The organism is Sphaerisporangium sp. NPDC005288 (assembly GCF_040607475.1).
Lineage (GTDB): Bacteria > Actinomycetota > Actinomycetes > Streptosporangiales > Streptosporangiaceae > Sphaerisporangium > Sphaerisporangium rhizosphaerae.
In genome coordinates, this window is record NZ_JBEXGT010000011.1 from 127,468 (window position 1) to 145,052 (window position 17,585).

Genomic DNA, 17,585 nt, shown 5'->3' on the forward strand with positions numbered 1-17,585 from the left:
TGCCCGGGGAGCGAGAGCTCGCCGCGCTCACCCCGAGGAGGACGCCGGTCGGCCGTCCTTCCAGACGCGCGTCACGAGGGGGACGCCCGGGCGGTAGGAGAGGTGGACGTGCGAGGGGGCGTCCAGCACCACGATGTCGGCGCGGGCGCCCGGGGACAGCCGTCCCACGTCGGTGCGGCGCAGCGCGCGGGCGCCGCCCATGGTCGCCGCCCACACGGCCTCGTCGGGCGTCATGCCCATGTCCCGCACGGCCAGCGCCACGCAGAACGGGATGTTGGTGGTGTAGCTCGACCCCGGGTTGCAGTCGGCGGCCAGCGCCACCGTGGCGCCCGCGTCGATCAGGCGGCGCGCGTCGGGGTAGGGCGAGCGGGTGGAGAACTCGGCGCCCGGCAGCAGCGTGGCCACCGTGTCGCCGCCCGCCAGCGCCTCGACGTCGGCGTCGTCCAGGTGCGTCAGGTGGTCGGCGGAGGCGGCACCCAGCTCGACCGCGATGCGCACGCCGGGGCCGCGTCCGAGCTGCCCGGCGTGCACGCGCGGCACCAGTCCCCGCTGCTTGCCGGCGGTCAGGATCGCCCGGGTCTGGTCGCCGTCGAACGCCCCCCGGTCGCAGAACACGTCGATCCACCGTGCGTGCGGGGCGCACGCGTCGAGCATCTCCCCCGCGACCAGCGCGGCGTAGGCGTCGGGGTCGCCCGCGTACTCGGGCGGCACGACGTGGGCGCCCAGATAGGTCACCTCGTCGGTGTGCTCGGCGGCCAGGCGCAGACCGCGCGCCTCGTCCGCCACGGTGAGGCCGTACCCGGACTTGCACTCGATCGTGGTCGTCCCCGACCGCAGCGCCTCGGCGACCAGGCGGCGCACGTTGGCGCGCAGCGCGTCGTCGCTCGCCTGGCGGGTGGCCGCGACCGTGGTGCGGATGCCGCCGGCGGTGTAGGGACGGCCGGACATCCGCGCCTCGAACTCGGCGGTGCGGTCCCCGGCGAACACCAGGTGGGCGTGGCTGTCCACGAACCCGGGGATGACCGCCCGGCCGCCCGCGTCGTACCGCTCGCCCCCCGCGCCCTCGGGGATGCGCGTCCGCGGACCGGCCCACGCCACCCGCCCGTCCTGGACGACGATCGCCGCGTCCTCCACCACGCCCAGCGGCCCATGCCCCAGCTCCGGGTCATTGGTCACCAGCGACCCGATGCCGTCGACCACAAGCCCACTCATTCTCGCCCCGCCTCCGCCCCGCGGCCCGGTCCCGCCGCACCCGAAGACGGTACCGGTGGCTCACGGATCCCGCCGACTCGGCGCCGCCCGCGGCGGGGGGCCTCACCGGCCGGCGGCGACCAGGTCGAGGACGATCTGCGTGCCTCGCCCGGTCTCGTATCGGATCATGTCCCTGGACAGGAAGAGGGCGGGAGGCGGCCTTTCTCCGCTCAACGGGGGGGTTGGGTACAGCAGGCCGGTACGTCCCGTGGCGATGTCGTGCACGGTGCTCGCATGCCTCCCGGCGCGATCCTGCTGGGCGAGCATGACGAAACGGCCCGAGTACAGGTTCCCGCGGGCGCTGCCCGGCAGCTTGCGCAGACCGGTTCCGTCGCGTCGCCATGCCTCGGTACGGGTGTAGCACCAGCTCGCCCCGCACTCTTCCCACGTTGATCGCCCGGGAGGAGGCGTCACGTCGCTCAGCGCACCGGTGAGGACGTTCTTCAGGTGCTCCACGGGGCGAGGGAGAGGGTGGTCGGCCGCCACCACGCGAGGCCATCCGGCCCACGGCCATTCGACCAGGTGGAAGCCTCTCGTACCGCTGACCAGGGTGGCCTTCCCGCCCTTCAGCGGGGCCCGGTAGACACCGCCGTCGTACGGCGACCACACCGCCATGCCGTCCGCGATGGCGAGGTCGATGCCGTAGTAGGAGTCGTCGCTGGTCATCAGGGCTGTGACCGAGGCGATCCTGCGCGGGACGCCGCCGGTGACCGGCACCGCCCAGATCTCGGTCCTGCGACCCGCCAGCGCCGACCAGGCCAGATAGCCGTCACCGTGGACCAGAGGGACCTTCATGACGTCGCGGTCCCTGAGCGGCGCCACGCGGGTGAAGGTACGCCGGTCCAGGTCGTACGACCAGATCCCGTCGAGCCGCTTCTGGGCGAACGCCCGGCCCGCGACGACCCGGTCGCTGACGAACACGTCCGGTATGAACGTCCTGCCGCCCGGCCCCTTGACGGGGATCTCGTGCACCGCGCGGGGCCAGACCTTCTCCATCGGCGGCGTGACGGGGCCCGTGGACGGCGTGGGTTTGGCCGCCGGGGCGGGGGGTGCGACCGTACGCGTCCCCACGACGGTGCCCACCACCACGGCCACGATCGCGGCCGCCACCGCCACCGGCGCCCACCACAGGCGCGCTCGCGCGCGCGGCGCGGGCAGGGCGCGGGGCCACCCGTCGTCCTGTACGGTCTCGGCCTCGGCGGCCAGAGCGTCTCTGAGCCGGTCCTCGATGCTGCTCACGCCTTGCCTCCCAGTTCACGCTCAAGCCGGTCCAGGCCCCGTGAGACGTTGGACCGCACGGTGCTCTCCCTGACGCGCGTCGCCCGGGCGATGTCGGCGTCGGACAGGTCGAGGTAGTAGCGCAGGATGAGGACCTCGCGCTGCCGCCTGGGCAGCCGGTGCAGGGCGGCCAGCATCTCCTGCCGCGACTCGCCCAACAGGGCGGCCGTCTCCGCCGAATCCACCGGCTCGTCCGCCGTCCGCCCCAGCGCCGCCCTTGCCGCCACCCCGCGCCTGCGCAGGACCGAGCGGGAGGCGTTCAGCACGCAGACGCGGACGTACGCCAAGGTCAGGGCCTGCGGCCCCTTGGCGTGCAGCCGGGAGAACACGTCCTGCACGATGTCCTCGGCGCTCTCCAGGTCGCCGACGAGCAGCATGGCCAGGCGCACCAGGGCGAGCCGGTGCTCGCCGTACATGCCGGCCAGCACGGTGCCTGCCGGTACGGTGCCGGCCGGCGCCGGCGCGCGGGCGACCGTCTCGTTGTTCATGTCCTAGGAACGCCCGCCCGTCCCGATCCGCTGCACCGCCGCGCGGCGCGGCCGGTAGCCGGCCCGGCGCCGGAGGTGACGGCGTCGGCGGGCCGGGCACGGCCGCGAGGTCACCTGAGCGGGGTCAGCTGAGCGAGGTCAGCTGAGCAGGTCATCGCAGCGGGGCGATGGCCGCGGACAGGGCGGCCGGGACGTCGCCGACGGCGAGGTGGCGGCCGTCGGTGACGATGCGGCGGCCGGCGACGACGACGTCGCGGACGTCGGCCGCCGTGGCGGCGAACACGACCGTCTCGACGAGGCCGTCCGGCGACCAGCCGGCCGTCCGCACGGTGTCCAGGGCGATCGTGACGAAGTCGGCCGGGGCTCCCGCCTCGATGCGGCCGACCTGCGGCCAGCCGAGCGAGGCGTGCCCACCTCGGGTGGCGGCGTCCAGCAGGTCGGCGGCGCGCCAGTGGCCCCGGCGCCGGGTGGCCAGGCGCTCGTCCAGCTCGACGCCGCGCGCCTCCTCCAGCAGGTCCACCACCGCGTTGCTGTCGCTGCCCAGCGAGAGCGGCGCCCCGGCTTCCGCCAGGGCGCGGGCCGGGCCGATGCCGTCGGCCAGGTCGCGTTCGGTGGTCGGGCACATGCACACCCCTGTGCCGGACGCTCCGAGCCGTTCGACGTCGGCGGTGGTCAGGTGGGTGGCGTGCACCGCCGTGGACAGCGGGCCGAGGGCGCCGTTCTCGTCGAGCAGTTCCGCCGGGGTGCGGCCATAGGCCGACATGCACGCCTCGTTCTCGGCGACCTGCTCCGACAGGTGGAAGTGCAGCGGCGCGCCCCGCTCGCGCGCCCAGGCCGCCACGACCCGAATCTCCTCGGGCGGCACGGCCCGCACCGAGTGGACGGCGGCGCCGATGCGAACGTGCGGCCCGGACGGAAGGGACGAGACGCGCCGCGCCCAGGCGGCGGCGTCGCCGTCGTCGAAGCGGAGCTGCGGCCCTTCGAGCGGCATCCCGAAGCCGCCGCGCAGGTAGCACGCGTCCAGCAGCGTGATCCGGATGCCCGCGTCGGCGGCGGCGGCGATCAGCGCCTCGCCCATCGCGTTGGGCGAGGCGTAGGGCCGTCCTCCGGTGTCGTGGTGGACGTAGTGGAACTCGCCGACGCAGGTGACCCCGGCCAGCGCCATCTCGGCGTAGACGGCCCTGGCCAGGGCGTGGTAGCCGTCAGGGGTGAGGCGGGCGGCGGCCCGGTACATCTGCTCGCGCCAGGTCCAGAACGTGCCGCGCTCGCGCTGGGTGTGCCCGCGCAGCGCCCGGTGGAAGGCGTGCGAGTGGGCGTTGGCCAGGCCGGGGACGGTGAAGCCGCGCAGGTGCTCGGCGCCGGGCGGCGGCCCGTCCTGTCCGGGCAGTACGCGCGTGACGTGCTCCCCCTGGACCTCGATGACCACGCCGGCGACCGTGGCGTCCCCGCCGAGCCAGGCGTGGTCGGCGTAGAAGACGGTCATCGGCTGCCCTCCCGGGCGAAGGCGCCGCCCCGGACGCGGGCGCCGTCAAGGGCCGAGGCGCCGCCCTGGGCCGGGGCGCCCTCACGGGCCGTACGCGTGCGGGGGGAGACGCTCATCGGCATGCCAGGTCCGCGAGGGCGGTGGCCAGGGCGCGGACGCCGGCCAGGCAGTCGTCGGTGGTGGCGTGCTCGGCGGGGCTGTGGCTGACGCCGGTCGGATTGCGGACGAACAGCATCGCGGCGGGCACCAGCGCCGACAGGATGCCCGCGTCGTGGCCCGCCCCCGTGGGCAGGGCGGGGACGCCGCGTAGGGCGGCCGACAGCCGGTCGCGCAGCCCGCCGGGGAACTCCACGACCGGGGTCCAGGACTCCTGCGCCACCTCCACCCGCACGCCGTGCACGGCGGCGGCGTCCCGCGCCGCCCCGGTGACCTCCTCGACCAGCTTGCGCACTGTGCCGGCCTCCGGGGCGCGGGCGTCGAGCCAGGCGTCGACCCGGGAGGCGATCGCGTTGGTGCCGTTGGGATCTACCCTGACCTTGCCGAACGTCGCCAGGGCGCCCAGCCGCCCCGCCGCCTCCCGCGCGGCCAGGACGGTCGAGGCGAACGGCGGCACGGGGTCGTGCCGGTCGGCCAGCCGGGTCGTCCCCGCGTGGTCCGCCCGGCCGTGGAAGGTGCAGCGCCACCGTCCGTGCGGCCAGATCGCGGCGGCCACGCCGATCGGGGCGTCGAGGTCGACCAGCCCGCGTCCCTGCTCGATGTGCAGCTCCACGAAGGCGCCGATGCGGCCGAGGGCCTGCTCGTCGCGGCCGATCGCGCCGGGGTCGGCTCCGGCGGCCCGCATGGCCTCGGCGAGCGTCACCCCGTCGGCGTCGCGCAGGGCGCGCGCGTCGCCGGGGTCGAGGATGCCGGTCATCAGGCGGCTGCCGACGCACGCGACGCCGAAGCGGGCGCCCTCCTCGTCGGCGAAGTTGACTACGGCGACGGGGCGCTCCAAAGCGACGCCCCGCTCGCGCAGCAGGTCCACGGCGAGGAAGGCCGACACCACGCCGAGCGGCCCGTCGAAGGCCCCGCCGCCCGGGACGCTGTCCAGGTGGCTGCCGGTGACCACCGCCCCGGGGCCGGGGGTGCCCCACCAGGCCCACTCGTTGCCGTTGCGGTCGCGTTCCCAGGTCATGTCCCTGGCCTCGGCCTGCGCGCGGAACCAGTCGCGCAGCGCGAGGTCCACCGGCGTCCAGGCGAACCGCCGGTAGCCGCGTTCCCCTTCGTCTCCGATGGCGGCCAGGTCGCCCCACATCCGCTCGAAGCCGGGGCGGAGTCCGGCGGCGCCGGATGCGATCACCGGGACTCCCCGGACGCCATGGGGACGGCGACCCCGCGCTCCGCCGCGACCTCGGCGGCGCGGTCGTATCCGGCGTCCACGTGGCGGATGACGCCCATGCCGGGGTCGTTGGTGAGGACCCGCTCCAGCTTCTGGGCGGCGAGGGGGGTGCCGTCGGCGACGGCGACCTGCCCGGCGTGGATGGAGCGGCCGATGCCGACGCCGCCCCCGTGGTGGATGGACACCCAGGACGCGCCGGAGGCGACGTTGACCATGGCGTTGAGCAGCGGCCAGTCGGCGATCGCGTCGGAGCCGTCGAGCATGCCCTCGGTCTCCCGGTACGGCGAGGCGACCGACCCGGCGTCCAGGTGGTCGCGGCCGATGACGACGGGGGCCCGCAGCTCGCCGGAGGCGACCATCTCGTTGAACCGCAGGCCCGCCTTGTCGCGCTCGCCGTAGCCGAGCCAGCAGATGCGGGCCGGCAGCCCCTGGAAGGCGACCCGCTCACCGGCCAGCTTGATCCAGCGGGCCAGCGACTCGTTCTCCGGGAACAGCTCCAGGATCGCCCGGTCGGTGGCCGCGATGTCGCGCGGGTCGCCCGACAGCGCCGCCCAGCGGAACGGGCCCTTGCCCTCGCAGAACAGCGGCCGGATGTAGGCGGGCACGAACCCGGGGAAGTCGAACGCGCGGGTGTACCCGGCCAGCTTGGCCTCGCCGCGGATGGAGTTGCCGTAGTCGAACACCTCCGCGCCGCGGTCCATGAACCCGACCATGGCCTCGACGTGCCTGGCCATCGACTCGCGGGCGCGCAGGGTGAAGGCGGCGGGGTCCTTGGCCGCCTGCTCGCGCATGTCCTCGAACGCCACGCCGACCGGCAGGTAGGCCAGCGGGTCGTGCGCGGAGGTCTGGTCGGTGACGATGTCGATCGGGGCGCCCATGGCGAGCATCTCGGGCAGCACCTCGGCGGCGTTGCCGAGCAGGCCGATGGACAGCGGACGGCGGGCGTCGCGGGCCTCGGTGGCCAGGCGCACCGCCTCCGCCAGGTCGCCGGCCTGGACGTCGAGGTAGCGGTGCTCGATGCGCCGGGCGATGCGCGAGGGGTCGCAGTCGACGCAGATGGCGACGCCGTCGTTCATCGTGACCGCCAGCGGCTGGGCGCCGCCCATCCCGCCGAGCCCGGCGGTGAGCGTCACCGTCCCGGCGAGGGTGCCGCCGAACCGCTTGGCGGCCACGGCGGCGAAGGTCTCGTAGGTGCCCTGCAGGATGCCCTGCGTGCCGATGTAGATCCACGACCCGGCCGTCATCTGGCCGTACATGGTCAGGCCGAGCGCCTCCAGCCGGCGGAACTCCTCCCAGGTCGCCCAGTCGCCGACAAGGTTGGAGTTGGCCAGCAGCACGCGCGGCGCCCACTCGTGGGTGCGCATGACGCCGACCGGACGGCCCGACTGGATGAGCAGCGTCTCGTCCTGCTTGAGGCCCTGGAGGGTGCGCGCGATGGCGTCGAAGGACCGCCAGTCGCGGGCCGCCTTGCCGGTGCCGCCGTACACGACCAGTTCGTCGGGGTGCTCGGCGACCTCGGGGTCCAGGTTGTTGTGCAGCATCCGGTACGCGGCCTCCTGCTGCCATCCCTGACAGGACAGCTCGGTGCCACGTGGGGAGCGGATCACCCGCCTCGCCTGCTCGCTCATCGCCGCTCATCTCCTCGCTGGATCGTCATCCTCGATGTTCCCTGGTCGTCCTGGTCGTCCTGTTGGTCTTGGTCGTGCTGGTCGTGCTGGTCGTTCTCGTCATCCCTGTGGGACCTCGCGGCCGTCCCTGGCCCTTCCGGGGGCCGCGCCGCCGGGTCCGCGGTCTCGTCTGCGCAGGTCCGGCGGTCGCGTCAGCCGGGGCGATCCCCGTGTCCTCGCCGGTGACGCCGCCCGGGCCGTCCCTGCGGCGCGCGGTCCGCCTGGTGCGGGACGGCCGGGGCGTACGGTCCGCCTGGTGCGGGGACGGCCGGGGCGTGCGGTCAGCCGGGTAAGAAGAGGCGGCGCTCGGCGGCGCTGTTCTCGAACTCCTCGATCGACGACTGTTCCGGCGTCGGAAGCGCCCCGAGCATCGCGTGGACCAGAGCGGCGCACAGCACGCTCGGCGCGGCCTGCGAGTCGAAGGCGAACCGCGAGCTCACCGGCGCCGCCAGCACCGCGTCCGCGTGCTCGGCCAGCGGGCCCACGGCGTGGTCGGTCACCAGTGCCACGCGCAGCCCTGCCCGCCTGGCCCACACGAGCCCGTCGCGCAGCTCACGCGGGTAGCGGGGCAGGCCGAAGGCGAGCACCCACGCGGCCCCGGCGTCCGCCGCGCGGCTCAGCCGGTCCTCCATGGTGGACCCGGGGGCATCGATGACCCGGACGTCGGGGTGCGCCTTGGAGGCCAGGTAGCCGAACAGGTGCGCCAGCGGCGCCGACACCCGCAACCCGAGCACGGGGAGCGGCCGGGAGGCCGCGAGCGCACCCGCCACCTCGATGAGGCGGGCGGTGTCGGCGAGGCCGTCGCGCAACTGCTCCAGGTTGCGCAGCTCCGACTCGACCATGGCCTGCACCGGGTTCAGCGCGGCGGGCGCGGCCGGGACGTCCTGGCCGTCGCGCAGCGCGGCCCGCAGGTGGTCGCGGAACTCGGGAAAGCCGGCGAAGCCGAGGGCGAAGGCGAAGCGGGTGACCGACGGCTGGCTGATGCCGACCGCCTCGGCGATGTCGTTGCCGGTGAGGAACACCGCCTCGTGCGGGCGTTCCATGAGGTGACGGGCGATCCGCCGCTGAGAGGGCGACAGCCGGTGTCCCTCGACGAGCTCCTGCAGCCGCGCGGCCACCCGCGAAGCATCTTCGGCGCCCACCGCCGCGGCCCCCGGAGCAGCCGACATCACCGGATCGACCGTCTCCGGAGCAGCCGCACTCGGGGTCCCGCTCATTCACGCCTCCCTGCGCCCGCCGCCGGCCGCCCGTCGCGCGTCCAGTCCTTTGTCCTGTCTCGGCCCGCGTCGCACACCTTTACGCACGCGCCGCCGAATGCAAACTTTCATGCACGATCGCCGATGCATGTTCCTATGTCAAGGGGCGAAGACCACCGCCACGGCAATCCGAATCGCCACTGCAGACCGCAGCGCCCTTAACGGCCGAGGACGACGCACTCCGCCGGCTTGCCCGGCGAAGGCCCAGTCCGCCCTGGGAAGGCTTAGTTCGCCCCGGGGGAGGCTTGGTTCGCCCCGGGGAGGCTTGGTTCGTCCGGGAAGACCTTCGCGCCCTCCCGGGAAGACTCAGTGCGTCCCTGAAGGCTCAGTGCGTTCCGGTAAAGCTCAGTCGCTTTCTCGCTCCTGGGTGACCGACATCTCAGGGATGTCCCCCTTGCAGGCGACGCTCACCTTCACGGTCCGGGTGTCCGACTCGAACTCCAGCGAGGCGGCTGCCGCGGGGCCGGCGGCCACGTCGTCCACGGCGTACCCCTGGGCCGGGCTCCACGAGAGCAGTACCGCCCGGCCGCCGTCGCAGGCCGCCACGACGGAGCCTCCGTCGGTGGTGAACGCGCGGGCCCGGGCCGGCGGGGTGCCGCCGGGCGTCGCGGACCAGCGCGGGGCGGCGGTGGCGGTGGCCAGAGCGCGCGCCACGTCGGCGCGGCTCACCGGCGACACGACCCGGTCGGACAGGCCCTCCCCGAGCAGCGAGACGGCCCAGGTGCTGATGACCGTGGTCAGACCGGCCACGACGACCCATCCGAGCACGGCGAGCTGCGGTCGGCGGTTCATGCTCCCAGCCTGCCAGCCCACCCCCACCCCGGCGACCCCGCCGCCGCCGGCCCCTCGACGGGGCGGAGGGCGCCGGCTCCGGTTGTAGCGTGTGATCGTGGCGCAACTGCTGCTGATCGAGGACGACGCCGCGGTGCGATCCGCGCTCATGCGCGCGCTCACCGAACGCGGCCACGCCATGAGCTCGGCCGACTCGGGGATGTCCGGCCTGCGCATGGCCGTCGACGAGCGCCCCGACCTGGTGATCCTCGACCTGGGCCTGCCGGACGTGGACGGCTACGAGGTCGTCCGCATGCTCCGCGCGGTCAGCCCGGTCCCGCTCATCGTCGCCACGGCGCGCGACGACGAGCACGAGATCGCCAGGGTCCTGGACGCCGGAGCCGACGACTACCTCGTCAAGCCCTTCGGCGCGGTCCAGCTCGACGCGCGCATCCGCGCGGTGCTGCGCCGTCTGCGAGGCGACGAGGCGGAGGCCGGACGGCCGCTCACCGTCGGCGCGCTGCGCGTCGACCCGCGCAGTCGCGAGGCCAGCGTGGACGGCCGGGTCCTGGACCTGCGGCCGAAGGAGTTCGACCTGCTGTGCTACCTCGCCGCCCGCCCCGGGGAGGTGGTCAGCAAACGGGAGCTGCTCACCGAGGTGTGGCAGGTGCCCTACGGCGGCGCCGACAAGACGGTGGACGTCCACCTTTCGTGGCTGCGCAACAAGCTGGGCGAGTCGGCGCAGGAGCCACGGTACGTGCGGGTGGTCCGCGGCGTCGGCATCAAGATCGTGGACCCGGAGCGGTGAGGCCGTGAGGCGGCGCCTGCTCGCGCTCGTGGCCTCGACGGTCTCCCTGGCGTTGGTCGCCTTCCTGGTGCCGCTGGCCCTGCTGGCCATGCAACTGGCCGCCGACAGGGCCACCGCCGACGCGCTGGTGCGCGCGCAGTCGCTCGTGCCCGTGGTGTCGGCCGGCGGCGAGGACACCGTGGCCCTGGCCGTCGAGCAGGCCAACAGCGGCGGCGGCTCGCCCGTCACCCTCTTCCTGCCCGGCGGCGCCGTCCTCGGCGCGCCGGCCGCCCCGTCCGGGGCGGTCCGGCTGGCCTTCACCGGCCGCAGCCTCACCGCCGAGGCCGCCGGCGGCCGGGAGATCGTCGTCGCGGTGCAGGGACGCCCCGGTGGCACGGCCGTCGTGCGCACCTTCGTCCCCGACGCCGAGCTGACGCGCGGCGTGGCCCGTGCCTGGCTGATCCTCGGGCTGCTCGGGCTCGGGCTGCTCCTCATCAGCCTGGCCGTCGCCGACCGGCTGGCCCGCTCGCTGATCCGCCCCATCGCCGGGCTCGCCGGCGTCTCCCACCGCCTGGCCACCGGCGACCTGACGGCACGGGCGGTGGCGCAGGGGCCCACGGAGATCCGCGACGTCACGGCCGCGCTGAACCACCTCGCCGGGCGGATCCGCGAGCTGCTGGCACAGGAGCGCGAAGCCGTGGCCGACCTGTCACACCAGCTCCGCACGCCGCTGACCGTCCTGCGGGTCGAGGTGGAAGGGCTGCCCGCCGGCGAGCAGGCCACCCGGGTGGCCGCCGCGGTCGAAGGGGTGGAGCGCATGGTCACGCGGGTCATCCAGGAGGCCCGCCGCTCCCGGCACGAGGCGTCGGGCTCCTGCGACGCCGCCGAGGTCATCGCCGGGCGGCTGGATCACTGGTCCATGCTGGCCCGCGAACAGGGACGCCGCGTCGACCGCGACGTGGCCGGGCCTCCGCTCCGCGTCGGGCTGCCCGAGGAGGCCCTGGCGGTCTGCGTCGACGCCCTGCTGGAGAATGTTTTCGCCCACACGCCGGAGGGGACGGCCTTCGCCGTCCGGCTGCGTCCCCGGCCGGAGGGCGGTGCCCTGCTGGAGGTGTCCGACGCGGGTCCGGGGTTCGCGCCCAGCGAGCCGTCCGGACGCGGGGTCAGCGGCGGGAGGTCGACCGGTCTCGGGCTGGACATCGTCCGGCGGGCCGCCGGCCGCTCCGGCGGATCCATGACGCTCGGCCCGGCGCCCGGAGGTGGCGCCGCCGTCACCGTCGCACTCGGCCCTCCGCCGCGTTAACCCGGCGTTAGTGTTCCGCAGACGCCGCGCTATCCCTCGCTCCGGCAGCCTCGCAGGTGTTGTGGAAACCCCCGATCGCACCGGAGGCTCGGATGCGCAAGTCAGTGATCATCGCCGGTCTGGCCACGGCGGCCACGCTCACCGCCGGCGGAGTGGCCTACGCCGCCCAGCAGGACGCCTTCTCCCCCTCGCCCTCCGCGTCCGCGCCGGCCGTGTCGCGGGAACAGGCCGAGAAGACCGCGCTGGCGAAGGTACCCGGCGGCACCGTCACCTCCGCCGAACTGGACACCGAGAACGGCAAACAGGTGTGGGACCTCGAAATCGCCGGCACCAGCGCGACCGAGCACGACATCACGGTCGACGCCACCTCAGGCGCCGTGCTGACGAACACCCAGGACGACACCGGCGAGACCCGGGAGGAGGGCGACTCCACCTCCACCTCCGCCCCGGCCGTGTCGCGGGAACAAGCCGAGAAGACCGCCCTGACGAAGGTACCCGGCGGCACCGTCACCTCCGCCGAACTGGACACCGAGAACGGCAAACAGGTGTGGGAGTTCGACATCGCCGCCACCGGCGGAACCGAGCGCGACATCACCGTCGACGCCACCTCCGGCGCCGTACTGGCCGACACGCAGGACGACGACGTCACCGGGGCCGACGGGGCGGACGACTCCGACGACGACTGACAGTGATTCTGTAGGTGAGCGCCTCCCGGTCGGGGTCTGACCGAACGACCGACGACGACCTACCGCGGGAGCCGGGCTCCGGGGAGCCGGCCTCCGGGGGGCCGCCGCCCGGTGCCGGCGCCGGTGAGCGAGCATGACCGTCCAGCCGCCACCCGTCGCCTTCTGATCGTCCTCTGGTGCGGAAAGGGCCAGTAATGTGGGTCTCGAGGGCTCATATATGACATTACGGACGATCACCCTGGGCGGCTCCCGGACCGGCCCGGCGGACATCGCGCGCATCGCGCGTGACGGCGCGCCGGTCCACCTGGCCGCGGACGGCCTGGAGCGGGCCACGGCGGCCTTCGAGGCGGCCGGAGAGATCGCGCGCCGCCGGCCTGTCTACGGGCGGACCACCGGCGTGGGCGCGAACCGCACCCAGCAGGTCGCGGCGGCCGAGGGGGACGCGCACGGGTTGCGCCTGCTGCGCAGCCACGCGGGCGGCGCCGGCGCACTCGTACCCGCCGAACAGGCACGCGCGATGATGGCCGTCCGGGCGAACCAGATCATGGCCGGCGGAGCCGGGCTGCGCCCCGCCTTCGCCGAGGCGCTGGGCGCCGCCCTGAACTCCGGGCATCTGCCGCAGGTCCACGAGATCGGCGCCATCGGCACCGGCGACCTGACCGCCCTGGCCGAGACCGGCCTCACCCTGATCGGCGAGCGTCCCTGGAGCGGCGGCGGGCGGGGCGAGTCCCCCGCACCGATCGCCCTGGCGGCCGGCGACGCGCTCGCCTTCTGCAGCAGCAGCGCGCTGACCATCGGGCAGGCGACGCTCGCCTGGGCGGACGTCGCGCCGCTGCTCCGCGCCACCCAGGTCGTCGCCGCCCTGTCCCTGCTCGCGGTGGACGGCAACACCGAGCCGTACGACGAGCGCGTGCACGCCGCCCGCCCGCATCCCGGCTCCGTCGAGGTGGCCGCCGCGATGCGCCGCCTCCTCACCCCGGCGCCCCCTCCAGCCCGCGAAAACGCGCCCATCCGGGCCGCACAGACCGGACAAGACGAAAACGCACCCTCCCCGGCCCCACCCACCGCACAGGACGAAGGCGCGCCGCCCCCGCCCTCCTCCCCCGCACCGCCGACCGGACCAGGCCAAGGCGTGCCGCCCCCGCCCACCGGACCAAGCGATGACGCGACGCCCTCGCCCTCGTCCCCCGCACCGCCGACCGGACCGGGCGAAGGCGGAGCGTTTACGGCACCGGCGGCGCGGATCCAGGATCCGTTCGGGTACCGCTGCCTGCCGCAGGTGCACGGACCGGCCGTCGAGGCAGGGGCCGCGCTCGAGCGCGTCCTCGACGTCGAGATCAACGCCGCGGCCGAGAACCCGCTGATCTCCGCGGCCGGCGGCACCGTCCACCACCACGGCGGCTTCCACCAGGCGCCCCTCGGCCTCGCCCTGGACCACCTGCGGGTCGCGCTCCTGCACACGGCGCACCTGTCCACCGCCCGGCTGGCCACGCTGGTCGAGCCCGCGTTCACCGGCCTGCGCCCCTTCCTCGCCGACGCCGCGGCCGGAAGCTCGGGCGTGATGATCCTTGAGTACACCGCGAGCTCCGCGCTGGCCGAGTTGCGCAACGCGGCCCTGCCGGCGGCGCTGGGCCACGTCGTGCTGTCCCGTGGCGTCGAGGACCACGCCGCCTTCGCCTCCCAGTCGGCCCGGCAGACGCTGCGGGCCGCCTCGTCCTACCGCCTGGTGCTGGCCTGCGAACTGGTGGCGGCCGTCCGGGCGCTGCGCCAGAGCGGCCTCGGCCCCGCCATCGCCGCCACCCCCGCCGGCGCCGCGTACACCCTCGCCGCCGCACGCCTCGACCCCCGCGACGAGGACCGCCCCCTGGCCCCCGACATCGAGACCGCCGCGACCCTGCTGAACACCTTCGCCACGATCTGACCCAATGGCGGCCCACGATGCGCCGATCCTTCCGCGGGACGATCACGAAGGCGCTCGTCGCCCAGGCCGCGGCCGGTGACGCGGCCGCGTCGGAATCCGTCATCACCGGGATGCGGCGTTCGACGGTGCGGCCGCGGGCGCCGACGGCCGGGCGGCCTCAGACCGAAGACCCCCAGGATAACACCCTAAAACACCGTCAGAAGCATTCGTATTCGCCGGACGACGGGGCATCACCGGCTCTTCCGGCGCCGGGACCGCAATGAGCCTTCGTCCTGCCGGTTTTCACGGCGGCAGAACGGAGTCACAGGCCTCCGACCACGCCTTCATGGGGTCGGAAACAACAAGCGTGCCGTCCGGCTTCGCGGAACATCCGAGTGTCCCGATCATTCTGTGACCAGTGGACTTGCCGGAATGGCAAGCCCATGAATTCACCCGGAGTGTGCCATGCGGAACCCCCTTAAAACATCGTGGAAAACACGTACATCGCGACCCTCCTTCGCCATGACGACCGCCACATGCATCACTCTGATCCCATTTGATTTACCCATCTTATTAACGTAATGTCACGCCGACTTGTCCCTTCTGGCAGAGATGAGCCAATGGCAATCGAGGACTTACATCCACGCAGGTCGCGGCGGACTTCACGGCCTTCCTCCGGCCTGGCAGTCGGCGCTGTGCTGCTCTTGACCGCCTCGCTCCTGACCACGGCCGGGGCCGGGGTCGCCGCAGGTAGCGTGGCCGTCGAGGTGACCGCCTCCTCCCCCGACCGGCACTCGGCTCTGGAGGCGGCGAAGCGCGGGGGCTCTCCCGTCGAGATCTGGTCACTGCGCACCGAGGAGAGCACTACCTACGCCAACCCTGATGGCTCGCTTCGTACCGAGTTGTTCTCCGGACCCGTGCGGATCAAGGACAAGGGCGTCTGGGGGGACATCGACACCTCACTCGTCGAAAGCGGCGGCGTGCTCCGGCCGCAGCGGGCCAAGGCAGACCTTGAGATCTCAACCGGCGGCAACGGCGCCGTCGCGCGGCTCAGCCGCGGCAAGGGCAGGAGCTTCGGCGTCCGATGGGCCAAGGCACTGCCCCGGCCCACGGTGGCCGGCAACGTCGCCACCTACAGCGGTGTCGTTCCCGGCGGTGACCTGGTGGTGACCGCCCTGCCGACCGGCATGGCCAACGATGTGGTGCTGCGTGAACGCCCCACCAGGCCGCTGGAGATCAGGCTGCCACTGGCCCTCTCGGGGCTGAACTTCGGTAAGGACGCCTCCGGCCGACTCAAGCTGACCGACGCCTCCGCCGGCGGCCTGATCGCCTCCGCGCCCCAGCCGTACATGTGGGACGCCGCCGCGCAGGAGTCTCCTGACTCGGGCCGCCGGGCGGCGGTGACCACCGCCGTCGAGAAGGGCGAGGATGGCCCCGTCCTGGTCCTCAAGCCGGATCCGGCTTTCCTGGCCGACCCAGCGGTACGGTACCCGGTCACGGTGGATCCGTGGACGACGCTCGCGCTGAAGACCGACACGTTCATCTCCACCGACTACCCGACCGCCCAGAACGCCGCTACCTGGCTGCACGCCGGCAAGTTCGGCTCCGGCGGCAAGACCGCCCGCACCTACCTGCAGTTCGGCACGACGAGACTGGCCGGTTCGACGATCAACAACGCCGACCTGCGGCTGTGGAACTACAAGTCGAACGACTGCGGCACGAGTGTCGGCTCCGGCATCCAGGTGCGCCGGGTCACCGGCGCTTGGAGCCCGTCCGCCCTGCAACTCACCGCCCAGCCGACGACGACCGGCACCAACGCCGTCACCCTGGCGCGCGCCGCAGGCGACCCTTCCTGCGCCGAAGCGGAGATGTACTACTCGATCGAGGGCATCGTCCAGGACTGGGCCGACGGTGCCGCCAATTACGGGCTCCAGTTGCGCGCCGCTAACGAGAACGACGCGACGAACTGGCGCATGTACCGCTCGTCAGAGAACGGCGACCCGGCCAAGGGCCCGAAGCTGATCGTCGACTACACCCCGCCCACACGGCCCGACGGCACCATCCCTGAAAGCGCCGTCACGGGCGTGGCCGCCATCGACGGCCAGCCCGTTCCCGGCGCAGACGTGGTGGCGACCGCCTGGCCCCGGGAGGAGATTCTCGACGGCCTTGCCGACGGCGCCAAGGTGCCGACCCAGGCCATCGGCGTGGCGAAGGCCGACTCCCAGGGCCGGTTCATCATCGATGTGGATCCCGACGCCCTGCCAGCCGACTACGTGGCCGACGACGGCTCGGTGGACGTGCAACTGGCGATCGCGGACGCCACTCGTGAAGTGCGGTGGAACTACACCGCCACCAGGCCCGTCGGGGCGGTGGCCACGGCCATGACCGCCTTGGCGGACGTGGTGGTCCCCCTGTGGTCGACCGCCCCGGCCGATGTCTCCGAGAACAGCGGCCCGGCCACGTTGTCCGTCGACCTTGGCAGCAGCCCTCGCGTGGCCGAGAACCGTGCCGACTCCCCGGCCGCGTGGATCGATCCCGGCCCGGAGGGCGAGGAGATCGACCCCGACACCGAAGTCCAGCCGGACCCCGACCCGGAGACCGAGCCCGAGTGGCAGGACGACAGCCTCGGAGTCGACGCTGGCGCGCGCGCGTCAGCGGTGGCGGTGGAGGACCGGTCAGACGTCTTCACCATGGCCGCCGCCCAGTACGGCATGGCCGCCGCCTCGGCCGCTCGTCTCTGTTTCACAGAGGCGCGTGCCAGGCACAGCGGACTCCAGGAGAGGTTCATGGAGGCCCATGGCTGGAGCGGCGCCAAAGCGAAAGTCACTCAGCAGTACGGTGTGGACCATCAGCTGGGGATGGGCTTCAAGGACACCGCCGGGCGCTGGTCGGCAGGCGGATCGCGCAAGGTCGACCTGACAGCGAGCGCGGAGCGAGGCGGGCTCACCAGCGTCTGGGTATACAACAAGGTCAACTACCGCGATTACACGCATGTCTGCACGTCGGTGACGACGGTGATCGGCCCCACCGAACGCAGGCCCACGGGCGTGCACAGCCTGCTGACCAAGTTCACGAAGGCCAAGCCGGTCATCTTCAAGGACACGCGCAAGTGCACCACATACACGGGCGGGACGTACACAAAGACCCGCGGCAAGAACGCCACGGTCAGCGGCGGCGTCGACTTGGGCGTCGTCAACGTGTCGGCGCAATCGGGCTTCAACTCCTCCTCGTCCATCAGCTGGACGGTCACGAAGAAGACCCGGCTGTGCGGCAACACGATCGACGGCTGGGCCGACCCCACCTCTCGAATAGCCGAAGCTCACAAGTACTAGACACC

13 protein-coding genes are annotated in these 17,585 nt (G+C 73.6%); 5 read left to right on the top strand and 8 right to left on the bottom strand.

Annotation, left to right across the window (positions count from 1 at the left end):
- Nucleotides 1-27 precede the first annotated feature (27 nt).
- The 8 genes from hutI to ABZU32_RS13280 all read right to left on the bottom strand — a co-directional run bounded on the left by hutI (nt 28) and on the right by ABZU32_RS13280 (nt 9,593).
- Nucleotides 28-1,212 carry an imidazolonepropionase gene (gene hutI / locus ABZU32_RS13245; protein ID WP_354921261.1) on the bottom strand — a complete coding sequence of 395 codons (1,185 nt, stop codon included), beginning with the start codon at nt 1,210-1,212 and terminating at the stop codon, nt 28-30.
- A gap of 102 nt (nt 1,213-1,314) precedes the next feature.
- Nucleotides 1,315-2,490, bottom strand: coding sequence for a hypothetical protein (locus ABZU32_RS13250; protein ID WP_354921264.1), 1,176 nt, complete (start codon nt 2,488-2,490; stop codon nt 1,315-1,317).
- On the bottom strand, nt 2,487-3,017 hold the full coding sequence (locus ABZU32_RS13255; protein WP_354921266.1) for a sigma-70 family RNA polymerase sigma factor: 531 nt from the start codon (nt 3,015-3,017) through the stop codon (nt 2,487-2,489). The genes ABZU32_RS13250 and ABZU32_RS13255 overlap by 4 nt, the downstream gene beginning before the upstream one ends.
- Before the next feature lie 151 nt (nt 3,018-3,168).
- Nucleotides 3,169-4,500 carry a formimidoylglutamate deiminase gene (locus ABZU32_RS13260; RefSeq protein WP_354921269.1) on the bottom strand — a complete coding sequence of 444 codons (1,332 nt, stop codon included), beginning with the start codon at nt 4,498-4,500 and terminating at the stop codon, nt 3,169-3,171.
- A 112-nt stretch (nt 4,501-4,612) separates the two neighbouring features.
- Nucleotides 4,613-5,794, bottom strand: a complete 1,182-nt coding sequence (locus ABZU32_RS13265) for an allantoate amidohydrolase (protein WP_354921421.1) — start codon at nt 5,792-5,794, stop codon at nt 4,613-4,615.
- A 41-nt stretch (nt 5,795-5,835) separates the two neighbouring features.
- A complete protein-coding gene (gene hutU, locus ABZU32_RS13270; RefSeq protein WP_354921271.1) occupies nt 5,836-7,506 on the bottom strand; it encodes a urocanate hydratase in 1,671 nt (556 codons plus the stop codon).
- A 320-nt stretch (nt 7,507-7,826) separates the two neighbouring features.
- Nucleotides 7,827-8,762 (bottom strand): MurR/RpiR family transcriptional regulator, encoded by a 936-nt coding sequence (locus tag ABZU32_RS13275; RefSeq protein ID WP_354921274.1) that lies wholly within the window; start codon nt 8,760-8,762, stop codon nt 7,827-7,829.
- 384 nt (nt 8,763-9,146) lie between these two features.
- Nucleotides 9,147-9,593 carry a hypothetical protein gene (locus ABZU32_RS13280; protein WP_354921277.1) on the bottom strand — a complete coding sequence of 149 codons (447 nt, stop codon included), beginning with the start codon at nt 9,591-9,593 and terminating at the stop codon, nt 9,147-9,149.
- A gap of 97 nt (nt 9,594-9,690) precedes the next feature.
- Here ABZU32_RS13280 and ABZU32_RS13285 point away from each other — a divergent pair, with 97 nt between their 5' ends.
- The 5 genes from ABZU32_RS13285 to ABZU32_RS13305 all read left to right on the top strand — a co-directional run bounded on the left by ABZU32_RS13285 (nt 9,691) and on the right by ABZU32_RS13305 (nt 17,580).
- A complete protein-coding gene (locus ABZU32_RS13285; RefSeq protein ID WP_354921280.1) occupies nt 9,691-10,380 on the top strand; it encodes a response regulator transcription factor in 690 nt (229 codons plus the stop codon).
- 4 nt (nt 10,381-10,384) lie between these two features.
- Entirely contained in the window at nt 10,385-11,662 is a 1,278-nt protein-coding gene (locus ABZU32_RS13290; RefSeq protein ID WP_354921283.1) for a HAMP domain-containing sensor histidine kinase, read from the top strand.
- Between the two features lie 92 nt (nt 11,663-11,754).
- Nucleotides 11,755-12,348, top strand: a complete 594-nt coding sequence (locus ABZU32_RS13295) for a PepSY domain-containing protein (RefSeq protein WP_354921286.1) — start codon at nt 11,755-11,757, stop codon at nt 12,346-12,348.
- A 217-nt stretch (nt 12,349-12,565) separates the two neighbouring features.
- A complete protein-coding gene (locus tag ABZU32_RS13300; RefSeq protein WP_354921289.1) occupies nt 12,566-14,269 on the top strand; it encodes an aromatic amino acid ammonia-lyase in 1,704 nt (567 codons plus the stop codon).
- 674 nt (nt 14,270-14,943) lie between these two features.
- Nucleotides 14,944-17,580, top strand: a complete 2,637-nt coding sequence (locus ABZU32_RS13305; protein ID WP_354921292.1) for a DNRLRE domain-containing protein — start codon at nt 14,944-14,946, stop codon at nt 17,578-17,580.
- Nucleotides 17,581-17,585 lie beyond the last annotated feature (5 nt).